This window comes from Pseudomonas sp. ANT_J28, from assembly GCF_008370005.1.
Taxonomy (GTDB): Bacteria; Pseudomonadota; Gammaproteobacteria; order Pseudomonadales; family Pseudomonadaceae; genus Aquipseudomonas; species Aquipseudomonas frigoris.
Genome location: NZ_VOBM01000004.1, coordinates 129,891 through 156,848, shown reverse-complemented (window position 1 = coordinate 156,848; position 26,958 = coordinate 129,891). Strand labels below are relative to the sequence as shown.

The 26,958-nt window shown below is 60.1% G+C and carries 21 protein-coding genes, 1 tRNA gene and 1 pseudogene; 17 read left to right on the top strand and 6 right to left on the bottom strand.

Annotated features, from left to right (window positions below; all coding sequences use genetic code 11):
* Positions 1-95: 95 nt before the first annotated feature.
* The 4 genes from FQ187_RS03885 to edd all read right to left on the bottom strand — a co-directional run bounded on the left by FQ187_RS03885 (position 96) and on the right by edd (position 5,155).
* On the bottom strand, positions 96-1,565 hold the full coding sequence (locus FQ187_RS03885) for an ATP-binding protein (RefSeq protein ID WP_074879393.1): 1,470 nt from the start codon (positions 1,563-1,565) through the stop codon (positions 96-98).
* Complete coding sequence (locus tag FQ187_RS03880) at positions 1,555-2,286, bottom strand: response regulator (RefSeq protein WP_008155851.1); 732 nt, start codon at positions 2,284-2,286, stop codon at positions 1,555-1,557. Before FQ187_RS03880 ends, FQ187_RS03885 begins: the two co-directional genes overlap by 11 nt.
* Positions 2,287-2,372: 86 nt before the next feature.
* Positions 2,373-3,332 carry a glucokinase gene (locus FQ187_RS03875; protein WP_149628470.1) on the bottom strand — a complete coding sequence of 320 codons (960 nt, stop codon included), beginning with the start codon at positions 3,330-3,332 and terminating at the stop codon, positions 2,373-2,375.
* Positions 3,329-5,155 (bottom strand): phosphogluconate dehydratase, encoded by a 1,827-nt coding sequence (gene edd / locus FQ187_RS03870; protein WP_149628469.1) that lies wholly within the window; start codon positions 5,153-5,155, stop codon positions 3,329-3,331. Before edd ends, FQ187_RS03875 begins: the two co-directional genes overlap by 4 nt.
* 220 nt (positions 5,156-5,375) lie before the next feature.
* Between edd and gap the strand changes: the two genes are divergently transcribed.
* From gap to FQ187_RS03790, 17 genes and pseudogenes are all read left to right on the top strand, one after another.
* Positions 5,376-6,377 carry a type I glyceraldehyde-3-phosphate dehydrogenase gene (gap, locus tag FQ187_RS03865; protein ID WP_149628468.1) on the top strand — a complete coding sequence of 334 codons (1,002 nt, stop codon included), beginning with the start codon at positions 5,376-5,378 and terminating at the stop codon, positions 6,375-6,377.
* Positions 6,378-6,406: 29 nt separating this feature from the next.
* The gene (locus FQ187_RS03860; RefSeq protein WP_008155845.1) at positions 6,407-6,871 is read left to right on the top strand and encodes a methylglyoxal synthase; all 465 of its coding nucleotides are present in this window, start codon (positions 6,407-6,409) and stop codon (positions 6,869-6,871) included.
* Positions 6,775-8,412 (top strand): annotated as a pseudogene (locus tag FQ187_RS30815) (hypothetical protein); the annotation flags it as partial. The gene FQ187_RS03860 and the pseudogene FQ187_RS30815, both read left to right, overlap by 97 nt.
* A 150-nt stretch (positions 8,413-8,562) precedes the next feature.
* Entirely contained in the window at positions 8,563-9,318 is a 756-nt protein-coding gene (locus FQ187_RS30810; protein WP_371925501.1) for a methyl-accepting chemotaxis protein, read from the top strand.
* Between the two features lie 38 nt (positions 9,319-9,356).
* Positions 9,357-10,688, top strand: coding sequence for a CoA transferase (locus tag FQ187_RS03850; protein ID WP_149628466.1), 1,332 nt, complete (start codon positions 9,357-9,359; stop codon positions 10,686-10,688).
* Between the two features lie 593 nt (positions 10,689-11,281).
* Positions 11,282-12,709, top strand: coding sequence for an arginine-ornithine antiporter (gene arcD, locus FQ187_RS03845; RefSeq protein ID WP_149628465.1), 1,428 nt, complete (start codon positions 11,282-11,284; stop codon positions 12,707-12,709).
* Positions 12,710-12,744: 35 nt separating this feature from the next.
* Positions 12,745-14,001, top strand: coding sequence for an arginine deiminase (arcA, locus tag FQ187_RS03840; protein ID WP_149628464.1), 1,257 nt, complete (start codon positions 12,745-12,747; stop codon positions 13,999-14,001).
* Between the two features lie 70 nt (positions 14,002-14,071).
* The gene (locus FQ187_RS03835; protein WP_149628463.1) at positions 14,072-15,082 is read left to right on the top strand and encodes an ornithine carbamoyltransferase; all 1,011 of its coding nucleotides are present in this window, start codon (positions 14,072-14,074) and stop codon (positions 15,080-15,082) included.
* A gap of 57 nt (positions 15,083-15,139) precedes the next feature.
* Positions 15,140-16,069 (top strand): carbamate kinase, encoded by a 930-nt coding sequence (gene arcC, locus FQ187_RS03830; RefSeq protein ID WP_149628462.1) that lies wholly within the window; start codon positions 15,140-15,142, stop codon positions 16,067-16,069.
* Positions 16,070-16,081: 12 nt separating this feature from the next.
* Positions 16,082-16,441 (top strand): DUF5064 family protein, encoded by a 360-nt coding sequence (locus FQ187_RS03825; RefSeq protein ID WP_149628461.1) that lies wholly within the window; start codon positions 16,082-16,084, stop codon positions 16,439-16,441.
* Positions 16,442-16,573: 132 nt separating this feature from the next.
* Complete coding sequence (locus FQ187_RS03820) at positions 16,574-18,082, top strand: sigma-54-dependent transcriptional regulator (RefSeq protein ID WP_149628460.1); 1,509 nt, start codon at positions 16,574-16,576, stop codon at positions 18,080-18,082.
* Positions 18,083-18,382: 300 nt separating this feature from the next.
* Positions 18,383-18,766, top strand: coding sequence for a glycine cleavage system protein GcvH (gene gcvH / locus FQ187_RS03815; protein WP_007949423.1), 384 nt, complete (start codon positions 18,383-18,385; stop codon positions 18,764-18,766).
* Between the two features lie 11 nt (positions 18,767-18,777).
* Entirely contained in the window at positions 18,778-21,630 is a 2,853-nt protein-coding gene (gcvP, locus tag FQ187_RS03810) for an aminomethyl-transferring glycine dehydrogenase (protein ID WP_149628459.1), read from the top strand.
* Between the two features lie 120 nt (positions 21,631-21,750).
* Complete coding sequence (locus tag FQ187_RS03805) at positions 21,751-23,127, top strand: L-serine ammonia-lyase (protein WP_149628458.1); 1,377 nt, start codon at positions 21,751-21,753, stop codon at positions 23,125-23,127.
* Positions 23,128-23,165: 38 nt separating this feature from the next.
* On the top strand, positions 23,166-24,290 hold the full coding sequence (gcvT, locus tag FQ187_RS03800) for a glycine cleavage system aminomethyltransferase GcvT (protein WP_149628457.1): 1,125 nt from the start codon (positions 23,166-23,168) through the stop codon (positions 24,288-24,290).
* Positions 24,291-24,690: 400 nt separating this feature from the next.
* Positions 24,691-24,903 (top strand): cold-shock protein, encoded by a 213-nt coding sequence (locus tag FQ187_RS03795; protein WP_003175786.1) that lies wholly within the window; start codon positions 24,691-24,693, stop codon positions 24,901-24,903.
* Positions 24,904-24,999: 96 nt separating this feature from the next.
* Positions 25,000-25,488: an RDD family protein gene (locus tag FQ187_RS03790; protein WP_149628456.1), complete on the top strand. Its 489-nt coding sequence runs from the start codon at positions 25,000-25,002 to the stop codon at positions 25,486-25,488.
* Positions 25,489-25,552: 64 nt separating this feature from the next.
* Here the strand turns inward: FQ187_RS03790 and nadA are convergent, their stop codons facing one another.
* Positions 25,553-26,611 (bottom strand): quinolinate synthase NadA, encoded by a 1,059-nt coding sequence (gene nadA / locus FQ187_RS03785; protein WP_149628455.1) that lies wholly within the window; start codon positions 26,609-26,611, stop codon positions 25,553-25,555.
* Positions 26,612-26,882: 271 nt separating this feature from the next.
* Positions 26,883-26,958 (bottom strand) — tRNA-Lys (locus FQ187_RS03780).

Genomic DNA, 26,958 nt, shown 5'->3' with positions numbered 1-26,958 from the left:
CTTCGCGAGCAAGCCCGCTCCCACATTGGATTTGTGTACGACGCAAATCCAGTGTGGGAGCGGGCTTGCTCGCGAAGAACGATAACGCGGTGCCGCTAATCAACACTGCGCGGCAATTGCAACGTCACCCGCAACCCACCCTCACGCAAATTCTGCAGGCTGACCTCCCCCCCATGGCTATGCGCAATATTTCGCGCAATCCCCAACCCCAATCCATAACCCTGCTGCTGCCCGGCCAGCCGAAAGTGCGGCTCGAACACCTGCTCCATCCGCTGCTCCGGCACGCCTGGGCCTTCATCGTCCACATGCAGGATGAACGCACTCTGGTCGTCATCAATGTGCAGATGCGCTTTCTGCCCATACTTCAAGGCATTGTCGATCAGGTTGCCGATGCAACGCTTGAGCGCCAGCGGCTTCCCCGGATACGCCGCCAGCGCACGCCCTTGCTGGGTGACGCGACCATTGCCGTTGGGCGCCAGGTACGGCTCCACCAGACAATCAAGCACGTGGTTGAGGTCCACCGGCTCGATGTTTTCGTGGATGTCGGTGTCTTTCACGCATTGCAGCGCGCCTTTGACCAACAGCTCCAGCTCATCCAGATCACGGCCGAACTTGGCTTGCAGCGTTTCGTCTTCGAGCAATTCAACCCGCAACCGCAAACGGGTAATTGGCGTGCGCAAGTCATGGGAAATCGCGCTGAACAACTGGCTGCGCTCGGTCAGGTAACGGCTGATGCGTTCGCGCATTGCATTGAAGGCGCGGCCGACCTCAACCACTTCACTGCCGCCCCCCTCCGCCACTGGCTCGACTTCCGCGCCGAGGGACATGTCCCGGGCAGCCCGCGCCAAACGTTTGAGCGGCCGGCTCTGCCAGTGCACCAGCAGGCCAATGAACAACAGCAAAAAGCCGCTGGTGAGCACGATGAACCAGACTTGCTGCGCCGGCAGGCCTTGTTCTTCAAGACTGGTGTAGGGCTCGGGCAACAGAGAGGCGATGTACAGCCACTCGCCCGGCGCCATCTGGATTTGGGTGACCAATACCGGCGGGTTCACCGGTTCCAGGGTCAGCGCGTAATGCGCCCAGGAGCGCGGCAATTCATCGAGTTTCAGGCCACCGTTGAAGATCCGCAGGTCTTCGGGGCTGACGAACGTCACCGAGATATCCGTGTCCTGGCCCAGGGACTGGCGCAGCACTTCGTCCACCGCTTTGAGCACGGCTTCTTTGCGCGGGGTGATCGGCAGCACTTCCATGCCCAAGGGTTTGTCGTTGAGCGTCACCACAAAACGGGTGCCGCCCATGCTGCGCAACTGGTCGAGTACCAATGGCCGAAACGCTACCGGCAGAGAGCGGAAGTAACTGACGCTGGCCGTCATCGAATGAGCGAGGCTACGGGCGCTGGTGACCAGTCCTTCCAGTTGGGTGGCGCGCAGTTGCGAGACCCAGATCACGCTCGACAGCGTCTGGGCGAACAACACTGCCAACAGCGTCAACAGCAACATCCGCCCGAGCAACGAACGCGGCACGGGAATCCGTGCGGCGAGCTTGCGAAAAAACTCAGTGGCCATTGCTGGCAACCACATTGGCGGCCAGTTGGTAGCCGCTGCCGCGCACGGTACGGATCAACCGCGGCGGTTTTTCGGTGTCGCGCAGGCGCTGGCGCAAACGGCTGACCGCCATGTCGACGATGCGATCCAGCGGCATCAAATCACGACCACGGGTGGCGTTGCCGATGGTGTCGCGGTCGAGAATTTCCTGGGGATGATCGAGGAACAGTTTCAGCAGCGCGAAATCGGCGCCGGAGAGAATCACTTCTTCGCCGTCAATGTGGAACAGGCGGTGGCTGACCATGTCCAGTCGCCAGTCATCGAAGGCCAGCACTTCACTGCCGGAACGCTCCTGACCGAACTGCGCGCGACGCAACAAGGCTTTGATGCGTGCCTGCAATTCACGCGGGCTGAAGGGTTTGCCGAGGTAATCGTCGGCGCCCAATTCCAGACCGATGACGCGGTCGGCCTCGTCGGAACTGGCCGTGAGCATGATGATCGGCACCTGAGCCTGACGCGGGTGCTGACGGATCCAGCGGCAGAGGCTGAAACCGTCTTCGTCCGGCAGCATGACGTCGAGGATCACCAGATCGCTCGGTGCCTCGTTCATCGCCTGACGAAAGCCTGCACCGTCGGGCGTGGTACGAACCTGGAAACCGGCGCGGGTCAGGTAGGTGTCCAGCAACTCGCGTATCTCTTGATCGTCATCGACCAACAAAATCGACTTGTTGACTGAGCTCACGGGGCGGCGTCCTTGTTGTTTGAATTGGGCGGATTATGCCTTAAGCGCAGAACCAACAAACACCGCAAAACCCATGTGGGAGCATTTCAGGCCGGGCTGGATTGCTCCAGTGCTACCCCTGCCCCCATCAGGCCGGAATACGGCGCCGTCACCAGCCACACCGGGATGCCCTTGAAGTAATCGCTCATGCAGCCCTTGTCGGCAAAGCACCGGGCAAAACCGCTTTCGATGAAGAAATCGGCGAACCGCGGAATCACCCCGCCCACGATGTACACGCCACCCCGACCGCCCGTGGTCAGCACGTTGTTGCCGGCCACACGACCCAGCCAGCAGCAGAACTGCTCGAGCACTTCCAGGGCAATCGGATCGCCGGCCAGCCCGGCTGCGGTAATCGACTCAGGGGAATCCAGCACGGGCTCATGACCGTCCACCGCACAAATCGCCCGATAGACACGCGGCAAGCCGCTGCCGCTCAACGCCGTTTCAGCGCTGACATGGCCGATCTCATTGAAGATGTGCTGCCACAGTTGAGTTTCCCGCGGACTGCTCAGCGGTAAATCGACGTGACCGCCCTCCCCCGGCAACGCGGCGAAACGACCTTCCCCCAGATCCAGCAACGTGCCAACACCGAGGCCAGTCCCCGGACCGATCACTACCGCCGGCCGCAACGGTTCCGGCGTGCCTTCGCAGACCACCCGAAACTCGTCCGGCTGCAAACGGGTCATGCCCAGCGCCATCGCCGAGAAGTCGTTGACCAGCAACAGTTGATCCACCTGCAAGGTCTTGCAGAAACCCTTGCGGCTGAGTCGCCAGTGATTGTTGGTGAACTTGAATTCATCGCCGCTGACGGGGCCGGCCACCGACAGGCACACCGAACCGATCGAACCCGGTTCCAGGCCAAGCCCGCTCAGGTAGAGAGCAATCGCCTCTTCCGGGCTGGCGTGGTCGGCCGTTGCCAGCACCTGAATCGATTCCAGCTGCTGGTTTTTCCACAACGCGAAACGTGCGTTGGTCCCACCGATGTCACCGACCAAAGCCAGTTTCAATTAAGCGTCTCCAGGGCAGAAGTAAAGGCGCTGGCGCCTTGCTCCGCCGAGCTGAAGGCCATGCGCATGAAACCAAACAGTTCGCGCCCGCTGCCGATGTTATTGCCCAACAGGCCCTTGGCAGGTTCGCGCGCTGCGAATTCTTCGGCGTCCACCTTAAGCTCCAGAGTGCCTTTGACGCCATCGACGCGGATGATATCGCCCTCTTGCACCCGTGCCAAAGCGCCGCCCACATACGCTTCGGGGCTGACGTGAATCGCCGCCGGGATTTTTCCCGACGCACCGGACATGCGCCCGTCGGTGACCAGCGCCACTTTGAAGCCGCGATCCTGCAGCACGCCGAGGAACGGCGTCATCTTGTGCAGCTCCGGCATGCCGTTGGAACGCGGCCCCTGGAAGCGCATCACCGCGACGAAATCCTTCTCCAGTAAACCGGCCTTGAACGCATCGGCCAGATCCTGCTGATCCTGGAACACCATCGCCGGAGCTTCAACGATCTGGTTTTCCAACGCGACGGCGGAAACCTTCATGACGCCGCGACCGAGGTTGCCTTCCATCACGCGCAGGCCGCCTTCTGGCGAGAACGCACGCGCGACTGGACGCAGGATGGTTTCGTCGAGGCTTTCGATCGGGCCTTCGCGCCAGACCAGCTCGCCGTTTTCGAGGAACGGTTCCATGGTGTAGCGGCTGAGGCCATGGCCCAAAACCGTGTTGACGTTTTCGTGCAGCAGTCCGGCTTCCAGCAATTCGCGGATCAGGAACGACATGCCGCCCGCTGCCTGGAAGTGGTTGATGTCGGCTTTGCCGTTCGGGTAGACGTGGCTCAGGGTCGGCACCACCTCGGAGAGGTCGGCCATGTCCTGCCAGGTCAATTGAATGCCCGCCGCCATGGCGATCGCCGGCATGTGCAAGGTGTGGTTGGTCGAGCCGCCGGTGGCGTGCAACGCCACGATGGAGTTGACCAGCGAACGTTCGTCGACGATTTCGCCGATCGGCATGAAGTCGCCACTCTGCTTGGTCAGACGCGTGACTTGATGCGCCGCTTCGCGGGTCAGGGCATCACGCAACGGCGTGTTCGGGTTGACGAAAGAGGCGCCCGGCAAGTGCAGGCCCATGACTTCCATCAACAACTGATTGGTGTTGGCGGTGCCGTAAAAGGTGCAGGTACCCGGGCTGTGGTAGGACTTCATCTCCGATTCCAGCAACTCTTCGCGGCTGGCCTTGCCTTCGGCATAGCGCTGGCGCACGTCGGCTTTCTGCTTGTTGGAAATGCCCGAGACCATCGGCCCGCCGGGTACGAAGATCGTTGGCAAGTGACCGAAGCGCAGCGCACCCATCATCAAGCCCGGCACGATCTTGTCGCAGATGCCGAGCATCAGCGCGCCATCGAACATGTTGTGGGACAACGCCACAGCGGTGGACAGCGCGATCACTTCACGGCTCGGCAGGCTCAATTCCATGCCCGGTTCGCCCTGGGTCACGCCATCGCACATGGCCGGGGTGCCGCCGGCGAACTGGCCGACGGAGCCGATTTCGCGCAGGGCTTTTTTGATCTGTTCAGGAAAGACTTCGTACGGCTGGTGCGCCGAGAGCATGTCGTTATAGGACGAAACAATCGCAATGTTGGCGGCGTTCATCATCCGCAGACTGTTCTTGTCGTCGGTGCCGCAACCGGCCACGCCGTGGGCGAAGTTGGCGCATTGCAGCTTGCCGCGCATGGGACCGTCGCTGGCAGCACCACGAATCAGTGCAAGGTAAGCCTCACGCGTGGCGCGGCTGCGGGCGATAAGCCGTTCGGTGACCTCAAGGACGCGGGGATGCATGTTTAGAACTCCAGGCTAACGGATGTGGCGACCTGATTGTCTATGCTGAACAAGAGCCGTTGTCGATGGGATGACAGACGGTTTTCTTGATCGGTCGGACCAGTTGATTCAGGTCACTCGTTGTAGATTGAACAAAATATTGCCATTAAAAAGGCTTGTTTTCTATTTTTATGCGAATAATCTTGTAATTCCAACAACAAAACGACGGCGGCCCTGTTAAATGACTCTTCGAATCGCAATCAATGGTTTTGGCCGAATTGGCCGTAACGTCCTTCGCGCACTGTATACCCAAGGTTATCGCCAGGATCTGCAGATCGTTGCCATCAATGACCTGGGCGACAGCGCGATGAACGCTCATCTGCTCAAGTACGACACTGTTCACGGCACGTTCGATGCCGATGTCCAGCACGATCGGGAAAGCCTGACCGTCAACGGCGACCGTATTTCTGTCAGCGCCATTCGCAACCCGGCCGAACTGCCTTGGGCTGCCGAGAAGATCGACGTCGTATTCGAATGCACCGGTTTGTTCACCGACCGCGCCAAAGCCGCCGCGCATATTACGGCCGGCGCACGCAAAGTGATCATCTCGGCCCCGGCCAAAGGCGCCGATGCCACAGTGGTGTATGGCGTTAACCACGACATTCTGCGCCAATCGCACCAGATCATTTCCAATGCTTCGTGCACCACCAACTGCCTGGCCCCGGTGGCCCAGGTGTTGCACCGCGAGCTGGGAATCGAAAGCGGTCTGATGACCACTATTCACGCCTACACCAACGATCAGCACCTGACCGACGTCTATCATGTCGATCCGTATCGTGCGCGCTCGGCCACGCAGAACATGATCCCGAGCAAAACCGGCGCGGCTGAAGCGGTCGGTCTGGTGCTGCCAGAACTGGCGGGCAAACTGACCGGTATGTCGGTGCGCGTGCCGGTGATCAACGTGTCGCTGGTGGACCTGACCGTGCAACTCAAACGCGAAGCGTCGGCCGATGAAGTGAACGCGCTGCTGAAAGAAGCCAGCCAGCACTCGAAGATTCTCGGTTACAACACCCTGCCGCTGGTCTCCAGCGACTTCAACCACAATCCCCTGTCGTCTATCTTTGACGCCAACCACACCAAGTCCAGCGGCAAGCTGCTCAAGGTGCTGGCCTGGTACGACAACGAATGGGGTTTCTCCAACCGCATGCTCGATAACTGCCTGGCGCTGTGCAACGCTGAATAACCCGCCGTGAAAAAGCAGGAGCAGCACCCATGATCGGTATCAGCTTTACGCAAAAGACCATGGCAGCGCGCAAGCGTATTGCCTTGGTCGCCCATGACCACTGCAAGGTGTTTTTGCTGGACTGGGCGGAGCGGCAGAAAGACAGGCTCGCACAGCATGAACTGGTCGCAACCGGCACCACCGGGTTGTTGTTGCAACAACGCCTGGATTTGCCTGTGGAGAGCATGATCAGCGGCCCATTGGGCGGCGATCAGCAACTCGGCGCGCGAATCGCCGAGCAGCGGGTCGACATGCTGGTGTTCTTCTGGGACCCGTTCGAACCACAGCCGCACGACCCGGACATCAAGGCGTTGCTGCGAGTCGCGGCGGTCTGGAACATTCCCGTCGCCTGCAACGAATGCAGCGCCGACTACCTGCTCAGCAGCCCGATGATGGAGCAGGCGCACGAACATCGGATCCCCGATTACGCGACCTATCTGCTGGGCCGCGCCTAAAGCTTCACTCTGTTGCTTGCCTGACTGAATGCGCCCTCCTGTGGGCGCTTGCTCCTGCAGGAGGACTTGTCGATCGAGCCTCCTGCCTCACCCTGCCGCGCGGCCGGAATCGTTGCCGACAATCTCCTGAATTTCTGTCCTTTTCAGGGCATTTTCCTGCGCAAACGGTCACCTGCTACCGTTCGTCGGCTTCGCGTTCATGCAACCTGCGCCCGCGCCGATGTGCATTAAATGGCGCTGAATGGACTTGGCGAACCGGGTCGATCCCGACTCACAGCCAACACCTCATCCATTCGCGAGTTCGTCCTATGTTCGACTCTCTCTCCATCCGCCTGAAAATCGTCCTGCTGTCCGGTCTGTGCCTGCTGGGCGTGGTCGTCTTGATCGTCGGCATGAACATCTACCAGAGCGATCAGAACGATGAACTGGTCAGTGCCTCCAGCAGCAAGATGCTCACCGCCAGCGTGCAGAACCTGCTCCAGGCCAAGGCTGCCGAGCAAGCGGTGCGGGTGCAGAAGACCTTCGGCGAAAGCCTGCTGGTGGTGACAGCCCTGGCCGATCAGATCAAGGACATGCGCAACATGGCGAGCAAGCGCTCCCTTGACGCCGGCGTCCTGCGTGAAGAGTTGAACCAGAGCCTGAAAACCGCCTTCGAGCGCAACAGTAAAGTGCTCGGCATCTGGCTGGCATTCGAACCCAATGGCCTGGACGGCAAGGACAGCGAATTCGCCAACGATGCGGCTCGCCAGTCCAACGAAGCCGGTCGTTTCGCCAGCTACTGGAGCCGTGCCGGCGGTGTCGGGATCAACACGATCATGGTCGAAGACGACATGACCAAAACCACCTTGAGCCTCAGCGGCACACCCTATAACAGCTGGTACACCTGCCCTCGCGATAGCAAACGTACCTGCCTGCTCGACCCGTATGCCGATACCGTCGCCGGCAAGGAAATGCTGATGACCACCATTTCCGTGCCGCTGCTGGTGGACGGCAAATCCATCGGCGTGGTCGGTGTGGACATCGCCCTCGACGCCCTGCAAGCGGCGGCTGTCGATTCTCAACGCGACCTGTTCAATAGCGCCGGACACATGCTGATTGTCTCCGGCAGCGGCGTACTCGCCGGTTACAGCATGGACGCGAGCAAGGTCGGCAAAAGCATCGGCGATACCTTGGGCGCAGATGGCAAGGAGGTCCTGCAACTACTCAGCGGGGGTACGCCGAAGATTCTCGAACAGGGCGACCTGATCCGTGCGGTGTACCCGGTCAGTCCGATTGCCGAGTCCAAAGCCTGGGGCGTGGTGATCGACCTGCCAAAACAAGTGTTGCTGGCCGACTCGGTAAAACTGCAAGCCGTACTCAATGACGCGCAGCAAAGCGGCACGATCAAAGCCGTTTTGGTCGCGGTGATTGCTGGCCTGGTCGGACTGTTACTGATCTGGTTCACGGCGTCCGGCGTGACCCGGCCGATCAACAGCGTGGCCGAGATGCTCAAGGCGATTGCCAGCGGCGACGGCGACCTGACGCAGCGTCTGCACTACAGCAAGAAAGACGAACTGGGCGAACTGGTGAGCTGGTTCAACCGCTTCCTCGACAAGTTGCAACCGACCATCGCGCAGATCAAACAAAGCATCACCGATGCACGCGGCACGGCCGACCAGTCTTCAGAAATCGCCCGCCAGACCAGCGAAGGCATGCAGGTGCAGTTCCGCGAAATCGACCAGGTCGCCACCGCGTCCAACGAAATGAGCGCCACCGCCCACGACGTCGCCAACAGTGCCTCGAACGCGGCTAACGCGGCCAAGGGTGCCGACCAGTCGGCCCGCGACGGCATGCAGATCATCGAACGCAGCACCCGCGACATCAATCAACTGGCCGACGAAGTCAGTAAGGCAGTGACCGAAGTCGAAGCATTGGCGGTCAACAGCGAGCAGATTGGTTCGGTGCTGGAGGTGATCCGCAGCATCGCCGAGCAAACCAACCTGCTGGCGCTCAACGCCGCCATCGAAGCTGCACGCGCCGGGGAAAGCGGTCGCGGCTTTGCGGTGGTCGCCGACGAGGTTCGCAACCTGGCCAAACGTACGCAGGATTCGGTGGAGGAAATTCGCATCGTCATCGAGCGCATCCAGTCCGGTACTCGCGGCGTGGTCGCCACCATGCATTCGAGCCAGTCCCAGGCTCACAGCAACGCCGGACAGATCCAGCAAGCGGTGCAGGCTCTGAGCAAAATCAGCGACGCGGTGACGGTCATCAGCGACATGAACCTGCAAATCGCCAGCGCCGCCGAACAGCAAAGCGCCGTGGCCGAAGAGGTCAACCGCAACGTCTCGGCGATCCGCACCGTCACCGAAACCCTGACCGGCCAAGCCACCGAATCGGCGCAGATCAGCAGCAAGCTCAATTCGTTGACCACCCATCAGATGAAATTGATGGATCAGTTCCGGGTGTAATTTGATCTATCATCAGGCCCTCTCCCGGAGGGCCTTCGATGACTGATTTACTCACGTCCATTCAAACCGCACTCGGCTTGCCTCATACCCAGGTCAAGTTCACCTCGAGCGGTGCCCTGCCCTCGGCGTTTGCCGTCACCGACCTGGCGTGCGCCAGCATTGCCGCTGCCGGCCAGGCTGTCAGCGAATGGCTGCAGCAACAAACCGGTCGCTTACCCAGCCTTGAGGTCGACCGCCGCCTGGCCTCTTTCTGGTTCGCCACGTCGATCCGCCCGATAGGCTGGAGCGTCCCGCCGCCGTGGGATCCGGTCGCCGGTGACTACGCCACAAAGGATGGCTGGATTCGCCTGCACACCAACGCACCCCATCACCGCGCCGCAGCCGAAAAAGTGCTCGGCGCCTGTACCGACCGTGCAGCGATGGCGAGCAAGGTTGCTCAATGGGCCAAAAGCGATCTGGAGCAGGCCGTGGTCGATGCCGGTGGCTGCGCCGCCGAGATGCGTAGCTGGGCGCAATGGCAGGCGCATCCCCAAGGTCAGGCGGTGAACGCCGAACCGCTGATTCAGTTTGCTGACAACAGTCGCCAGAACGCGAAACCGTGGCAAGGCTCGGGGGCGCAACCGCTGGCCGGGATCAAGGTGCTGGATTTGACTCGAGTGCTCGCCGGACCGATCGCCAGCCGCTTTCTGGCAGGCCTCGGCGCCGACGTTTTGCGGATCGACCCACCGACCTGGAACGAACCGGGCGTGGTGCCGGAAGTCACCCTGGGCAAACGCTGCGCACGCCTGGACCTGCACGACAAGACTGATCGCTCGGTGTTCGAAAGCCTGCTCAAGGACGCTGACATTCTGCTCCACGGCTATCGCGCCGATGCACTGGAACGCCTGGGTTACGGCGTCGCCGAACGCCAGAAACTGGCGCCCGGCCTGATCGACGTCAGCCTCAATGCCTACGGTTGGAGCGGCCCGTGGCAGAACCGCCGCGGCTTCGACAGCCTGGTACAAATGAGCAGCGGGATCGCCGAAGCGGGCATGCGATGGAAGAACGCGGATAAGCCGACGCCACTGCCGGTGCAGGCGCTGGATCATGCGACCGGGTATTTGATGGCGGCTGCGGCGATCACGTTGCTGGGGCGTGGCGGGTCGGCCCGGTTGTCGCTGGCGCGGACGGCGAAGTTGTTGATTGGACAGGGCGCAGGTTCACACGAACCGCTACGGGCAGAGGATGAAAACGATCAGGGCGTGTTGGTTGAGCAGACAACCTGGGGACCGGCGCATCGACTTCATGTGCCACTGAAAATCACCGGAACTCCGATGCAGTGGGCACTTCCTGCCGGGGAATTGGGTTCCCATCGCGCACAGTGGTGGTGACTTTTCGGACGCCTTCACGCCCTGAGCCTTTCCGTCAACACGATGTTGCTGTGTCCGGCTCGCTGATCAAAGGTGAGCCGTGCCGTGCTCCCCCTTCAATCCGATGCTGCGCGAATACACCCCCTTCGACCACCGTTTCCATTCCAGCGACCGCTGGAAGACTAACGCCAGGGTCAGCATACCGACGGCAGTGATCGCCCAACGATTTAACTAAATAGTCAAACGGTAATAACGTTTATTGATTAATGGTCATTAACGTAATTTTATTTATAGTCAGTGCTTCTATCAGGCGCGTCGCAATAGAAGTTCTGCGTGTTGAACCTAATAATTCAATTCTCAACTACACGCAAACAAGAAAATTTGCGAAAACTCAAAAACAAACTAGCTTCAAAACTCCATGCGATAAGCATTATTTCTGTTTGATCTGGCCAAGCCCTTTGGATAGGGCTTTCCAGCAGTACCGTTATGTTCGGTAAAAGTTCATAAGTCTTTCAATAATAATGGAATGTGCCTATGCATTGATCCATGTCAGATGAGTGAATAACTAACAGAATTATTCTGTTGTCTCTCTTCTCCTGCATTGGAGTCATGCAATGTCTGAATCCCCCGGAAAACTGAAACTCGGTGCACTTGTTGCACTGGTGGTCGGCTCAATGATTGGTGGCGGGATCTTCTCTTTGCCGCAGAACATGGCCGCCAGTGCCGACGTCGGCGCGGTGCTGATCGGTTGGGCGATCACCGCCGTAGGCATGCTGACGCTGGCCTTCGTGTTCCAGACCCTGGCCAATCGCAAGCCTGATCTGGACGGCGGGGTCTACGCCTACGCCAAAGCCGGTTTCGGCGACTACATGGGTTTCTCGTCCGCCTGGGGTTACTGGATCAGTGCCTGGCTGGGCAACGTCGGTTACTTCGTTTTGCTCTTCAGCACCCTCGGTTACTTTTTCCCGATTTTTGGCGAGGGCAATACTGTCGCCGCCGTTATTGGCGCTTCGGTGCTGCTCTGGGCCGTGCATTTCCTGGTGCTGCGCGGGATCAAGGAAGCGGCGTTCATCAACCTGGTGACCACCGTCGCCAAGATCGTGCCGCTGGTCCTGTTTGTGCTGATCGCGATTTTCGCCTTCAAGCTGGACATCTTCACCGCTGACATCTGGGGCGTGAAAAACCCGGAACTGGGCAGCGTGATGAACCAGGTGCGCAACATGATGCTGGTCACCGTCTGGGTGTTCATCGGTATCGAAGGTGCGAGCATTTTCTCGGCCCGTGCGGAAAAACGCAGCGACGTCGGTAAAGCCACGGTGATCGGCTTCATCACCGTGCTGCTGTTTCTGGTGCTGGTGAATGTGCTGTCGCTGGGCATCATGACTCAACCGGAACTGGCCAAACTGCAAAACCCTTCGATGGCTGCGGTGCTGGAGCACGTGGTCGGTCATTGGGGCGCGGTGCTGATCAGCGTTGGCCTGATCATCTCGCTGCTCGGCGCGTTGCTGTCGTGGGTGTTGCTGTGCGCAGAGATCATGTTCGCCGCCGCCAAGGACCACACCATGCCGGCCTTCCTGCGCAAAGAAAACGCCAACCATGTGCCGGTCAATGCGCTGTGGCTGACCAACGCAATGGTCCAGCTGTTCCTCATCATCACACTGTTTTCCGCCAGCACTTACCTGTCGCTGATCTACCTCGCCACCTCGATGATTCTGGTGCCATATCTGTGGTCGGCGGCCTACGCGCTGCTGCTGGCGGTGCGCGGCGAGAGCTATGAAAACGCTGCCGCCGAACGCAGCAAGGACCTGTTCATCGGCGCCGTTGCGTTGATTTACGCGGTCTGGCTGATCTATGCCGGTGGCGTCAAATACCTGCTGCTCTCCGCCCTGCTCTATGCCCCCGGCGCGATCCTGTTCGCCAAGGCCAAGCTTGAAGTCAACAAACCGGTTTTCACCAACATCGAGAAGCTGATTTTCGCAGCGGTCGTCGCGGGCGCCCTGGTGGCGGCTTACGGGCTGTATGACGGCTTCTTGACTCTGTAATACCTGACTTATTTGTCATCTGGAGGATCCCTGTAATGACCACGGAAAAAGTTAAGTACGGCGTACATTCCGAAGCCGGCAAACTGCGCAAAGTCATGGTTTGCTCCCCTGGCCTGGCCCATCAGCGGCTGACCCCGAACAACTGTGACGAGCTGCTTTTCGATGATGTGCTGTGGGTTGCCCAAGCCAAGCGCGACCATTTCGACTTTGTCACCAAGATGCGCGAACGCAACATCGACGTGCTGGAAATGCACAACCTGCTGACCGACATCGTCGCCATCCCTGAAGCGCTGGACTGGATTCTTGAGCGCAAGATCACTGCAAACTCGGTCGGCCTAGGCCTGGTCAACGAAACCAGTTCGTGGCTGCGCAGCCTGCAGCCGCGCAAGATCGCTGAGTTCCTGATTGGCGGTGTCTCCGCCGATGACCTGCCGGACAGTTTCGGCGGCAAAGCCATTCAGATGTTCCGCGACTTCCTCGGCCATTCCAGCTTCATTCTGCCGCCGCTGCCCAACACCCAGTTCACCCGTGACACCACCTGCTGGATCTACGGCGGCGTGACGCTGAACCCGATGTACTGGCCGGCGCGCCGCCAGGAAACGTTGCTGGCCACCGCCATCTACAAATTCCATCCGCAGTTCACCAACGCCGACTTCGAGATCTGGTACGGCGATCCGGACCAGGAACACGGCAGTTCCACCCTTGAGGGCGGCGACGTGATGCCAATCGGCAACGGCGTGGTGTTGATCGGCATGGGCGAGCGTTCGTCGCGTCAGGCCATCGGCCAACTGGCGCTGAACCTGTTCAAGAACAAAGCCGTGGAACGCGTGATCGTCGCCGGCCTGCCGAAATCTCGCGCAGCGATGCACCTGGACACCGTGTTCAGCTTCTGCGACCGCGACCTCGTCACGATCTTCCCGGAAGTGGTGAACCAGATCGTCGCCTTCACCTTGCGCCCTGACGAAGGAAAAGCGGGCGGTATCGACATTCGCCGCGAAGAAACCAGCTTCCTCGACACCGTGGCCAAGGCCCTCAACCTCAAAGCGTTGCGCGTGGTGGAAACCGGCGGCAACAGCTTCGCCGCCGAACGCGAGCAGTGGGACGACGGCAACAACGTCGTGGCGCTGGAGCCAGGCGTGGTGATCGGTTACGACCGAAATACCTACACCAACACCTTGCTGCGCAAGGCCGGTGTGGAAGTCATCACCATCAGCGCCGGCGAACTTGGACGCGGGCGTGGCGGCGGCCACTGCATGACCTGCCCGATCATTCGCGACCCTATCGACTATTAATTTGCCCACCAGGGCCTGCGCTTATAAAGCGCGGGCCCTGGGGATAACCGAAACCAAAGGAGATCCAATCATGGCTTTCAATATGCGCAACCGCAGCCTGCTCTCGCTGATGCACCACACCACTCGCGAGTTGCACTATCTGCTGGACCTGTCCCGGGACCTGAAACGCGCCAAATATACCGGCACCGAGCGTCCGCACCTGCAAGGCAAGAACATCGCGCTGATCTTCGAGAAAACGTCGACCCGCACCCGCTGCGCCTTCGAAGTCGCGGCCCATGACCAGGGTGCCCACGTCACCTACATCGACCCGGTGTCGTCACAGATCGGCCACAAGGAAAGCATGAAAGACACCGCCCGCGTGCTGGGGCGGATGTTCGACGCCATCGAGTACCGAGGCTTCGAACAGGAAATCGTTGAAGAGCTGGCCAAGTTTGCGGGTGTGCCAGTGTTCAACGGTTTGACCGCTGAATTCCACCCGACGCAAATGATCGCCGACACCCTGACCATGCGCGAACACAGCGACAAGCCGCTGCACGACATCAGCTACGCCTACCTCGGTGACGCCCGCTACAACATGGGCAACTCGCTACTGATGATCGGCGCCAAACTCGGTATGGACGTGCGCATCGGCGCGCCGAAAGCGCTGTGGCCACACGCTGATTTCATCGCCCAGTGCAAAGCCTTCGCCGAAGACAGCGGCGCGCGCATCACCATCACCGAAGATCCGAAAGAAGCGGTCAAAGGCGTGGACTTCATCCACACCGACATTTGGGTGTCGATGGGTGAGCCGGTGGAAGCGTGGGACGAGCGCATCGAGCAACTGTTGCCGTACCAGGTCAACGCGAAAATGATGAAAGCCTCGGGCAACCCGCGCGTGAAGTTCATGCACTGTTTGCCGGCGTTCCACAACAGCGAAACCAAGGTTGGCAAGGACATCGCCTCGCGTTATCCGCACCTGGCCAATGGCGTCGAGGTGACTGAAGAAGTCTTCGAATCGCCGGCCAACATCGCCTTCGAGCAAGCGGAAAACCGCATGCACACCATCAAGGCGATCCTGGTGTCGGCGTTGGCGGATATCTAACTGTATCGATCGTTCCCGTGCATCGCGCGGGAACGATAATTCTTAAAGGACTGCATTATGCGTATCGTCGTTGCTCTGGGCGGTAACGCCCTGCTCCGCCGTGGTGAACCCATGACCGCGGACAACCAACGCGCCAACATCCGGATTGCCACTGAACAAATCGCCAAGGTGTACCCTGGCAACCAACTGGTCATTGCCCACGGCAATGGTCCGCAAGTGGGCCTGCTGTCACTGCAAGCGGCCGCCTACACCTCCGTTTCGCCCTACCCGCTGGACGTGCTCGGCGCCGAAACCGAAGGCATGATCGGCTACATCATCGAACAGGAACTGGGCAACCTTCTGGACTTCGAAGTGCCCTTCGCCACCCTGCTGACCCAGGTTGAAGTCGACGCCAACGACCCGGCGTTCCAGAACCCGACCAAACCCATCGGCCCGGTCTACGACAAAGCCGAAGCAGAAAAACTCGCCTCCGAGAAAGGCTGGGCGATTGCCCCGGACGGCGATAAATTCCGCCGTGTCGTGGCTAGCCCGAGACCGAAACGCATCTTCGAAATCCGCCCGATCAAGTGGCTGCTGGAAAAAGGCAGCATCGTGATTTGCGCCGGCGGCGGTGGCATTCCGACGATGTACGGCGCCAGCGGCAAACTACAAGGCGTGGAAGCAGTAATCGACAAAGACCTGTGCTCGGCGCTACTGGCCGAACAGCTTGAAAGCGATCTGCTGGTGATCGCCACGGACGTCAACGCCGCTTTCATCGACTTCGGTAAACCGACCCAGAAAGCCATCGCCCAGGCTCACCCGGATGAAATGGAAAAACTCGGCTTCGCAGCGGGCTCCATGGGGCCGAAGGTTCAGGCCGCCTGCGAGTTCGCCCGCCGCACTGGAAAAACCGCGGTGATCGGTTCACTCTCGGACATCGAAGCGATCGTCCAGGGCAAGGCCGGCACCCGCATCAGCACGGCGAAACCTGGCATTACTTATTTATAGGGAGAGACGTCAATGGCAACGTTCGAGCCGGGTCATTTGCACATCGAGCGCCATGCGCTGAATAAAGCTGATTACAGCTACAACCTGCGCATCGACTATGAAGTTACGCAGGATCCGAAGGAAGGCAAAGGCATGCTCTTCAAGATGCATGGCAGCATCGAGGGTAAGGATTTGCAGGAAGAATTTTTTCTGCCCAAGGATCAGGCATTCGACTTCGCCCGGCACGCCATGCACATCGCGCAAAAATATGGCATCCCTAAAGAAGCCAACATCGCGTCAATGCACAAGACCTACGACGAAATGTTCGAAGACGTGCGCAAGCAGCTTGATGTGAAGTCCGGCGACCCGGTAAAACCCGAGCACCTCGGATAAACCGTGTGGGAGCGAGCCTGCTCGCTCCCACATTGGTTCGGCGTTGCATTGAAGTCCTGCGCAGGATTTCACCATTGGCCCGCCCCAAGGCATACTTGCCACCCTCCGCATTCCAGAACCAAAAACCGCCCCATGCGTATCCACGTCAGCTTCATAGACCGCGTCGGCATTACCCAGGAAGTCCTGGCCCTGCTCGGTGGGCGCAATCTCAATCTGGATGCGGTGGAAATGGTGCCGCCCAACGTCTACATCGACGCCCCGACCTTGAGTCCGCAAGTCCTCGAAGAGCTGCGCGATGCGTTGTTCAGCGTGCGCGGCGTGCAAGCGGTGACGGTGGTCGACATTCTTCCCGGTCAGCGTCGGCACCTGCAGCTTGATGCGTTGCTCGCGGCCATGACCGACCCGGTCCTGGCGCTGGACAGTGCCGGCAAGGTGCTGTTGGCCAACCCGGCACTGATTGCCTTGTACGGTCGCGAGCCTGACGGCGAAAGCATCGCGGACCTGTTCGCCGACCCGGCACTGCTCGAAGCCTTGCTGGAAAACGGCTTCCGCCTGCCGCTGCGGGAAGTCACCGTCAACGGCCAGACGTTGTTGCTGGACGCCACACCGATTACCGACGCCGGCGCCCTGCTGACCCTGTATCAACCCAACCGCATTGGCGAACGCCTATCGGCGCTGCACCACGACCATGCCGAAGGTTTCGATGCACTGCTTGGTGAGTCCCCGGCGATTCGGACCCTCAAGGCCCGCGCCCAGCGCGTTGCGGCCCTCGATGCACCGTTGCTGATCCAGGGCGAAACCGGCACCGGCAAAGAACTGGTGGCCCGCGCCTGCCACGCCATCAGTGCTCGGCACAGTTCGCCATTTTTGGCGCTGAACTGCGCGGCATTGCCGGAGAACCTCGCCGAAAGCGAACTGTTCGGCTACGCCCCCGGCGCCTTCACCGGCGCACAACGTGGCGGCAAACCGGGACTGATGGAACTGGCCAACCAGGGCACGGTGTTTCTCGATGAGATCGGCGAAATGTCGCCGTACTTGCAGGCGAAGTTGCTGCGTTTTCTCAACGACGGCAGCTTCCGGCGAGTCGGCGGCGATCGCGAAGTGAAGGTCAACGTGCGAATCCTCAGCGCGACCCACCGCAATCTGGAAAAAATGGTCAGCGAAGGCTCGTTTCGCGAAGACCTGTTCTATCGCCTCAACGTCCTGAATGTCGAAGTCCCGCCCCTGCGCGAACGCGGCCAGGACATTCTGCTGCTGGCCCGCTACTTCATGCAGCAGGCGTGTGCGCAGATCCAGCGCCCGGTCTGTCGCCTGGCGCCGGGCACTTATCCGGCACTGCTGGGTAACCGCTGGCCGGGCAATGTGCGGCAGTTGCAGAACGTGATCTTTCGCGCGGCGGCGATTTGCGAGAGCAGCCTGGTGGACATTGGTGACCTCGACATCGCCGGCACCTCCGTGGCGCGCCAGAGCGACAGCGACGTCGACAGCCTCGAACAGGCGATGGAGGAGTTCGAGAAAACTTTGCTCGAAAAGCTCTACGTCAGCTACCCCTCGACCCGCCAACTGGCCAGCCGCCTGCAAACCTCCCACACCGCCATCGCCCATCGATTGCGCAAGTACGGCATTCCCAATAAACCGTAAGCACCTCAAAAGCGACCTCCATCTGTACTGAAAGCGCTACAGTGGAACGATATCGCTACACCCTCTCTTAATCACCGCAGTGCAAGGCTTTGATCCACTTAGGCTTTTTTCTTTGCCCTGCGCTGTAGCGATTTCGCTACAACCACCAAAGTGTCACGCCTCACCATAACCTCTAAGTAGTTGATTTATAAGATAAAAATAACATTGGCCGCGTTTTTGCTTAGTAACCATCCATAAAGTACGGCATTGCCGAGTATTCAATCGCGTCCACCAGACGAGTCTGGCCCCCTAGGAGTTTCCATGAGCGAGTTGCGTTTTACTGAAGATCACGAATGGCTGCGCACCGAAGCTGACGGCACTGTCACCGTCGGCATCACCGCTTTCGCACAGAACGCCCTCGGCGACGTGGTTTTCGTACAACTGCCTGAGCTGCAGTCCTACGACAAAGGCGCTGAAGCCGCCACCGTGGAATCGGTAAAAGCCGCCAGCGGCGTGTACATGCCGCTGGACGGCGAAGTGCTGGAAGTGAACCCGGCGCTGGACAGCAGCCCTGAACTGGTCAACGAAGATCCGCTGGGCGAAGGCTGGTTCTTCCGCTTCCAGCCAACCGATGCATCGGCTGTCGCCAAACTGCTGGATCAAGACGCCTACGACCGTCTGATCAAAGCCAACGCCGAAGCCTGAGGAGCGCCGACATGACTCAAGTAAACCTTACGACCGCCAACGAATTCATCGCCCGCCACATCGGCCCGCGCTCCGGCGACGAGCAAGCCATGCTCAACAGCCTCGGCTTCGACTCGCTGGAAGCCCTGAGCGCCAGCGTCATCCCCGACAGCATCAAGGGCACCAGCGTCCTCGGCCTCGAAGACGGCCTGAGCGAAGCCGATGCCCTGGCCTTGATCAAGTCCATCGCCGGCAAAAACCAGCTGTTCAAGACCTACATCGGTCAGGGCTACTACGGCACGCACACGCCGTCGCCAATCCTGCGCAACCTGCTGGAAAACCCGGCCTGGTACACCGCGTACACCCCGTACCAGCCAGAAATTTCCCAGGGCCGTCTCGAAGCGCTGCTGAACTTCCAGACCCTGATCAGCGACCTCAGCGGCCTGCCGATCGCCAACGCGTCCTTGCTCGACGAAGCCACCGCCGCCGCCGAAGCCATGACCTTCTGCAAACGCCTGAGCAAGAACAAGGGCAGCCACGCCTTCTTCGCTTCCGTGCATTGCCACCCGCAAACCCTCGACGTGCTGCGCACCCGGGCCGAGCCGCTGGGCATCGACGTAGTCGTTGGCGACGAACTCGAACTGACCGACGTGACGCCATTTTTCGGCGCCTTGTTGCAATACCCGGCGAGCAACGGGGACGTGTTCGACTACCGCGAGCTGACCGAACGCTTCCACGCGGCGAATGCGCTGGTGGCGGTCGCCGCCGACCTGCTGGCCCTGACCGTGCTGACCCCGCCGGGCGAGTTCGGCGCCGACGTGGCCATCGGCAGCGCGCAACGCTTCGGCGTGCCGCTGGGCTTCGGCGGTCCGCACGCGGCCTACTTCTCCACCAAGGATGCGTTCAAGCGCGACATGCCCGGCCGTCTGGTCGGCGTCTCGGTCGACCGTTTCGGCAAGCCGGCCCTGCGCCTGGCCATGCAGACCCGCGAGCAACACATCCGTCGCGAGAAGGCCACCAGCAACATCTGCACCGCGCAAGTGCTGCTGGCCAACATCGCCAGCATGTACGCCGTGTACCACGGCCCGAAAGGCCTGACGCAGATCGCCAATCGCGTGCATCACCTGACCGCGATTCTGGCTAAAGGCTTGAGCGCAATCGGTCTGACGGTTGAGCAAGAAAACTTCTTCGACACGCTGACGATCAAGACCGGCGCCCAAACTGCCGCGTTGCACGAAAAAGCACGTGCTAAGCAGATCAACCTGCGCGTGGTCGATGGCGAGCGTCTGGGCCTGTCCCTCGACGAAACCACCTCGCAAGCTGACGTGGAAACCCTGTGGGCGCTGTTGGCCGACGGCCAAACACTGCCGGACTTCGCGGCATTGGCTGCCACCGTCCAAAGCACGATCCCGGCCACCCTGCTGCGCCAGTCGCCAATCCTCAGCCACCCGGTGTTCAACCGCTACCACTCGGAAACCGAGCTGATGCGCTACCTGCGCAAGCTCGCCGACAAGGACCTGGCGCTGGATCGCACCATGATCCCGCTGGGTTCGTGCACCATGAAACTCAACGCCGCCAGCGAAATGATCCCGGTGACCTGGGCCGAGTTCGGCGCCCTGCACCCGTTCGCCCCGGCCGCGCAAAGCGCCGGCTATCAGCAACTGACCGACGAACTGGAAGCGATGCTCTGCGCCGCCACCGGTTACGACGCGATCTCGCTGCAACCGAACGCCGGTTCCCAGGGTGAATACGCCGGCCTGCTGGCGATTCGTGCCTATCACCAGAGCCGTGGCGAAGACCGTCGTGACATCTGCCTGATCCCCTCGTCCGCCCACGGCACCAACCCGGCGACCGCCAATATGGCCGGCATGCGCGTGGTCGTCACTGCCTGCGATGCCCGCGGCAACGTCGACATCGAAGACCTGCGCGCCAAGGCCATCGAGCACCGCGAACACCTCGCGGCGCTGATGATCACCTACCCGTCGACCCACGGCGTGTTCGAAGAAGGCATCCGCGAAATCTGCGGCATCATTCACGACAATGGCGGCCAGGTGTACATCGACGGCGCCAACATGAACGCCATGGTCGGCCTCTGCGCCCCGGGCAAGTTCGGCGGCGACGTGTCGCACCTGAACCTGCACAAAACCTTCTGCATCCCCCACGGCGGTGGCGGCCCCGGCGTCGGCCCGATTGGCGTCAAGTCGCACCTGACCCCGTTCCTGCCGGGGCACGGCACCATGGAGCGCAAGGAAGGCGCGGTCTGCGCCGCACCGTTCGGCAGCGCGAGCATTTTGCCGATCACCTGGATGTACATTCGGATGATGGGTGGCGCGGGTCTCAAGCGTGCTTCGCAACTGGCGATCCTCAATGCCAACTACATTTCCCGTCGCCTCGAAGAGCACTACCCGGTGCTCTACACCGGCAGCAACGGTCTGGTGGCGCACGAATGCATCCTCGATCTGCGTCCGCTGAAAGACAGCAGCGGCATCAGCGTCGATGACGTCGCCAAGCGCCTGATCGATTTCGGCTTCCACGCCCCGACCATGTCATTCCCAGTCGCCGGCACGCTGATGATCGAGCCGACCGAAAGCGAATCCAAAGAAGAACTGGACCGCTTCTGCGAAGCCATGATCCGCATCCGCGAAGAAATCCGCGCGGTGGAAAACGGCACCCTGGACAAGGACGACAACCCACTGAAAAACGCGCCGCACACCGCGGCGGAAATCGTCGGCGAGTGGACGCATCCGTACAGCCGTGAGCAAGCGGTGTATCCGGTCGCGTCGCTGATCGAAGGCAAGTACTGGCCACCGGTCGGTCGCGTCGACAACGTGTTTGGCGATCGCAACCTGATCTGCGCCTGCCCTTCGATCGAAAGCTACGCTTAAACGAATAAGGGGCGGGTTTACTCGCCCCCACAAGGACACCACAAAACCCTGTGGGAGCGAGCAAGCCCGCTCCCACAAGGATCTGTGCCGGTCCCTATAACAAGAAACCGGAGAACAACCATGTCTTTAAGCGTGTTCGACCTGTTCAAGATTGGCATCGGCCCCTCCAGTTCCCACACCGTCGGCCCGATGCGTGCTGCGGCACGTTTCGCCGAAGGTTTGCGCCGTGAAGGGCTGCTGGCCGCGACCACCTGCGTCAAAGTCGAGCTCTACGGATCACTCGGCGCCACCGGTAAAGGCCACGGCAGCGACAAGGCCGTGTTGCTGGGTCTGGAAGGCGAACACCCGGACACCGTGAACACCGAAACCGTCGCCGCCCGTCTGCAAGAGATTCGTGGCAACGGTCGCTTGAACCTGCTCGGCGAACACAGCATTGCGTTCAATGAGAAAGAACATTTGGCGATGATCCGCAAACCGTTGGCCTATCACCCCAACGGCATGATCTTTCGCGCCTTCGATGCGGCGGGCATACAAATCCGCAGCCGCGAGTACTACTCGGTCGGCGGTGGTTTTGTGGTCGATGAAGACGCCGCCGGCGCCGACCGTATCGTCGAAGACGCCACGCCACTGACCTTCCCGTTCAAAAGCGCCAAGGACCTGCTCGGTCACTGTGCCACCTACGGCTTGTCCATCAGCCAGGTGATGCTGACCAACGAAAGCGCCTGGCGCCCGGAAGCGGAAACCCGCGCCGGCCTGTTGAAAATCTGGCAAGTCATGCAGGACTGCGTCGCTGCCGGCTGCCGCAACGAAGGCATCCTGCCCGGGGGTTTGAAGGTCAAGCGCCGTGCGGCCGCGCTGCATCGGCAACTGTGCAAGAACCCGGAGTCTTCACTGCGCGATCCGCTGTCGGTGCTGGACTGGGTCAACCTCTACGCACTGGCGGTCAACGAAGAAAACGCCAACGGCGGGCGCGTGGTGACGGCTCCCACTAACGGTGCGGCAGGGATCGTCCCCGCTGTTTTGCATTACTACATGCGCTTCATCCCCGGGGCCAACGAAGACGGCGTCGTGCGTTTTCTGCTGACCGCGGCCGCGATCGGCATTCTCTATAAAGAAAACGCCTCGATCTCCGGCGCCGAAGTTGGCTGTCAGGGTGAGGTTGGCGTGGCGTGCTCCATGGCCGCCGGCGCCCTGTGCGAAGTGCTTGGCGGCACCGTACAGCAAGTGGAAAACGCCGCCGAAATCGGCATGGAACACAACCTCGGCCTCACCTGCGACCCGATTGGCGGGCTGGTGCAAGTGCCTTGCATCGAGCGCAACGCCATGGGGTCGGTCAAGGCAATCAATGCGGTGCGCATGGCCCTGCGCGGCGACGGTCAGCACTTCGTCTCACTCGACAAGGTCATCCGCACCATGCGCCAGACCGGCGCCGACATGAAAAGCAAATACAAGGAAACCGCCCGTGGCGGTTTGGCGGTCAACATTATCGAGTGCTGATGCTTACGCGCATCTGCACACTTTTTCAGGAGCTGAATATGTCCACCGAACACCTGTCGAAAACCCCGCTGCACGCACTGCACATCGAACTTGGCGCCCGCATGGTGCCGTTTGCTGGCTACGACATGCCGGTGCAATACCCGCTCGGTGTGATGAAAGAACACCAGCACACCCGTGATCAGGCCGGGCTGTTCGATGTCTCGCACATGGGCCAGATCCGTCTGACCGGCGCCAATGCCGCCAAGGCGCTGGAAAGCCTGGTGCCGGTGGACATCATCGACCTGCCTGTGGGCACGCAGCGTTACGCGATGTTCACCAACGAAACGGGGGGCATCCTCGACGACTTGATGGTCGCCAACCTGGGTAACGACGAACTGTTCCTGGTGGTCAACGCCGCCTGCAAGGACCAGGACCTGGCGCATCTGCGCAAACACATCGGCGACCAGTGCACTATCGAGCCGCTGTTTGAAGAACGCGCGCTGCTGGCGCTGCAAGGTCCGACCGCTGTCACCGTGCTCGCACGCCTGGCACCTGAAGTGGCGAAGATGACCTTCATGCAATTCGCCCGCGTGAAACTGCTGGGCGTGGACTGCTTTGTCAGCCGTTCGGGCTATACCGGTGAAGACGGTTACGAAATCTCCGTACCGGCCGCCAACGCCGAAGCCCTGGCTCGCGCCCTGCTGGCCGAACCTGAAGTAGCGGCCATCGGCCTTGGCGCTCGCGACTCCCTGCGCCTGGAAGCCGGCCTGTGCCTCTACGGCCACGACATGAACACCGAGACCACCCCGATCGAAGCCAGCCTGCTGTGGGCCATCTCCAAGCCTCGTCGCGCTGATGGCGCACGTGCCGGCGGCTTCCCTGGCGCTGAAACCGTGTTCGGACAGCAACAAGCCGGGGTCAGCCGCAAGCGCGTTGGCCTGTTGCCTCAGGAACGCACGCCGGTGCGCGAAGGCGCAGAGATCGTCAATGAAGCAGGCGACATCATTGGTGCTGTTTGCAGCGGTGGCTTCGGTCCGACCTTGGGCGGCCCTTTGGCGATGGGTTACGTCGACAGTGCTTATATCGCTCTCGATACGCCGGTATGGGCGATTGTTCGTGGGAAAAAGGTGCCTTTGCTTGTAAGCAAAATGCCATTTGTTCCACAACGCTACTACCGCGGCTGATTGACTGTTTCCATAAGTAACGCGGTTGCGTTAACAGCGCACTAATGTGTAACGCAACCGCCATAAAACAGTGCATCACTCCTGTAAGCTTCGTTTATGAACGTTGCTTATAACGATCGAAAACAATTGAACACGGCGATTGCATAAGCCAACACTAGTTGCTGCATAAACGCCCCGACGCGAGCAAATCCGGGCCCTCCACAGGGCTTGTTTTTTCTCCCGTAGTTGGCGTAGAGTTTGTTCACTGTGTTTGCATGGGTCGCTTGGAATCGTGACCTGGGCAGTAGCCTACAAGTTAGCTACATCCCGTTCGGCGTCTTCTTACTCTCCTGCAACCAGCCCCAGTACTCTTTCACAAGAAGGAGGCTGTCATTAATTTTTGCGTTAAAGGAAATAAGAAATGTCCCAACGTCAGAGCGGTACCGTCAAGTGGTTTAACGACGAGAAAGGTTTTGGTTTTATCACTCCAGAAAGCGGTCCGGATCTGTTCGTGCATTTCCGCGCTATTCAGGGCAACGGCTTCAAGAGCCTGAAAGAAGGCCAGAAAGTGACTTTCGTTGCTGTGCAAGGCCAGAAAGGCATGCAGGCTGACGAAGTACAAGCAGAAGCCTGATCTTCTGTTACGAAAAAGCCCCTGATGCTGACATCAGGGGCTTTTTTGTGCGCGTAAATCCGTAAAATGGCTTCTTTTTTCCGTCCAGAGGCTGCCATGTCGAAACATCTTCTAAAACCCCAGGGCGACTTTCCTGCCGTCACCCTGGGTCGTCGCCTGGCAGCGATGTTCTACGACTTCTTGTTGTGTACCGCCCTGCTGATCGTCACCAGCGGGATTTACAAGATGATCCAGATGGCGATCATCGGCGAAGACAAAATGCGCACCCTGACCGAAGCCGGCGCGCTGGACGGCGATCCATTGCTCTCAACGGTGCTGCTGTTTGTGCTGTTCGGCTTCTTCGCCAAATTCTGGACCTGGTCCGGTCAGACCCTGGGCATGCAGGTCTGGTGCATACGCGTGCAAAACGCCGACGGTTCATCCATCAGCCTTTGGCAGGCGTTGCTGCGCTTTGTGGTGTCGATAGCATCCTTGCTGTGCATCGGGCTGGGTTTCTTCTGGTCGCTATTCGACAAACAGAAACGTAGCTGGCATGACATCTACTCCAATACCCAGCTCGTGCGGATTCCAAAGAAAACCAAGTAATCCAGCAGATGCAAAAACGCCCCGATCAAATCGGGGCGTTTTCTTTTGGCTCACTGACGGCGAATCAGGCGTTTCCGGCTAACTTCATCCGCGCTGCCTGTGTGAAGTCGAGCATGCGCTTGAGCGGCCGAATCGCTTGCGGAATCAGCGCTGGATCGACAAAGATCTCATTCGCCCCCTCCTTCAAGCTCTTCAGCAGGCGCTCAAGGGTGTTCATCGCCATCCACGGGCAATGTGCGCAACTACGGCATGCCGCGCCGTTACCAGCCGTTGGCGCTTCGATGAAGACCTTGTCCGGGCACAGCTGCTGCATCTTGTAGAAGATGCCGCGATCAGTGGCGACGATGAAGGTCTTGTTCGGCAGGCTCTGCGCTGCCGCAATCAACTGACTGGTGGAGCCGACGGCATCCGCCAACTCGATCACCGACGTCGGCGACTCCGGGTGCACCAGAATCGCTGCGTCCGGGTACAGCGCCTTCATGTCTTCGAGCTGCTTGGACTTGAACTCTTCGTGAACGATGCAGGCACCGTCCCACAGCAGCATGTCCGCACCGGTCTGGCGCTGGATGTAGGTGCCCAGGTGTTTGTCCGGGCCCCAGATGATGGTTTCGCCGTTATCCATCAGGCTTTCGACGATCTCCAGCGCGCAGCTTGAAGTCACCACCCAATCTGCCCGGGCTTTGACCGCCGCCGACGTGTTGGCATACACCACCACGGTACGCTCCGGGTGCTGATCGCAGAACGCCGAGAACTCGTCCACCGGGCAACCCAGATCCAGCGAGCAAGTCGCTTCCAGGGTTGGCATCAGGATGCGTTTTTCAGGGTTGAGGATTTTGGCAGTCTCGCCCATGAACTTCACACCGGCGACCACCACGGTCTTGGCCGGGTGAGCGCTACCGAAGCGGGCCATCTCCAGCGAGTCGGAGACACAACCGCCGGTTTCTTCGGCCAGGGCCTGAATAACCGGATCGCAATAGAAGTGAGCAACCAGCACCGCATCCTTAGCCTTGAGCTCGGCAGCGATGGCGGCACGGTAATAGGCCTCCTCCTCGGCAGTCAGCGGCTTGGGCTGCTTGGCGTCGAGGTGGGCTTGAACCAGAAGGCGTTCGGAAATCTGCGTCATGTTCGCAAGACCTGCAGGCGCTTTCGCGCGAAAGTCGAGTATACACCCGGCTCCGGACCTTTCAGGGTACCGCCGGGAGAGTGAGTATCATCAGGCACGGACAACATTGAAGCTGTGCAAGGCTACAGAATATCCCGTGGATGCAAAAGATGATTCTGACCTGCGTCACGCGGTGCAGCCCCGCAATGGGCGAGCTCAAATCGCGGGCAAAAAAAAATCCGGAAATCCTCACTTGCGTGGGCCTTCCAGACTTTTAAAACTTCTACAAAAATGGTGGGTCGTGTGGGATTCGAACCTACGACCAATTGGTTAAAAGCCAACTGCTCTACCAACTGAGCTAACGACCC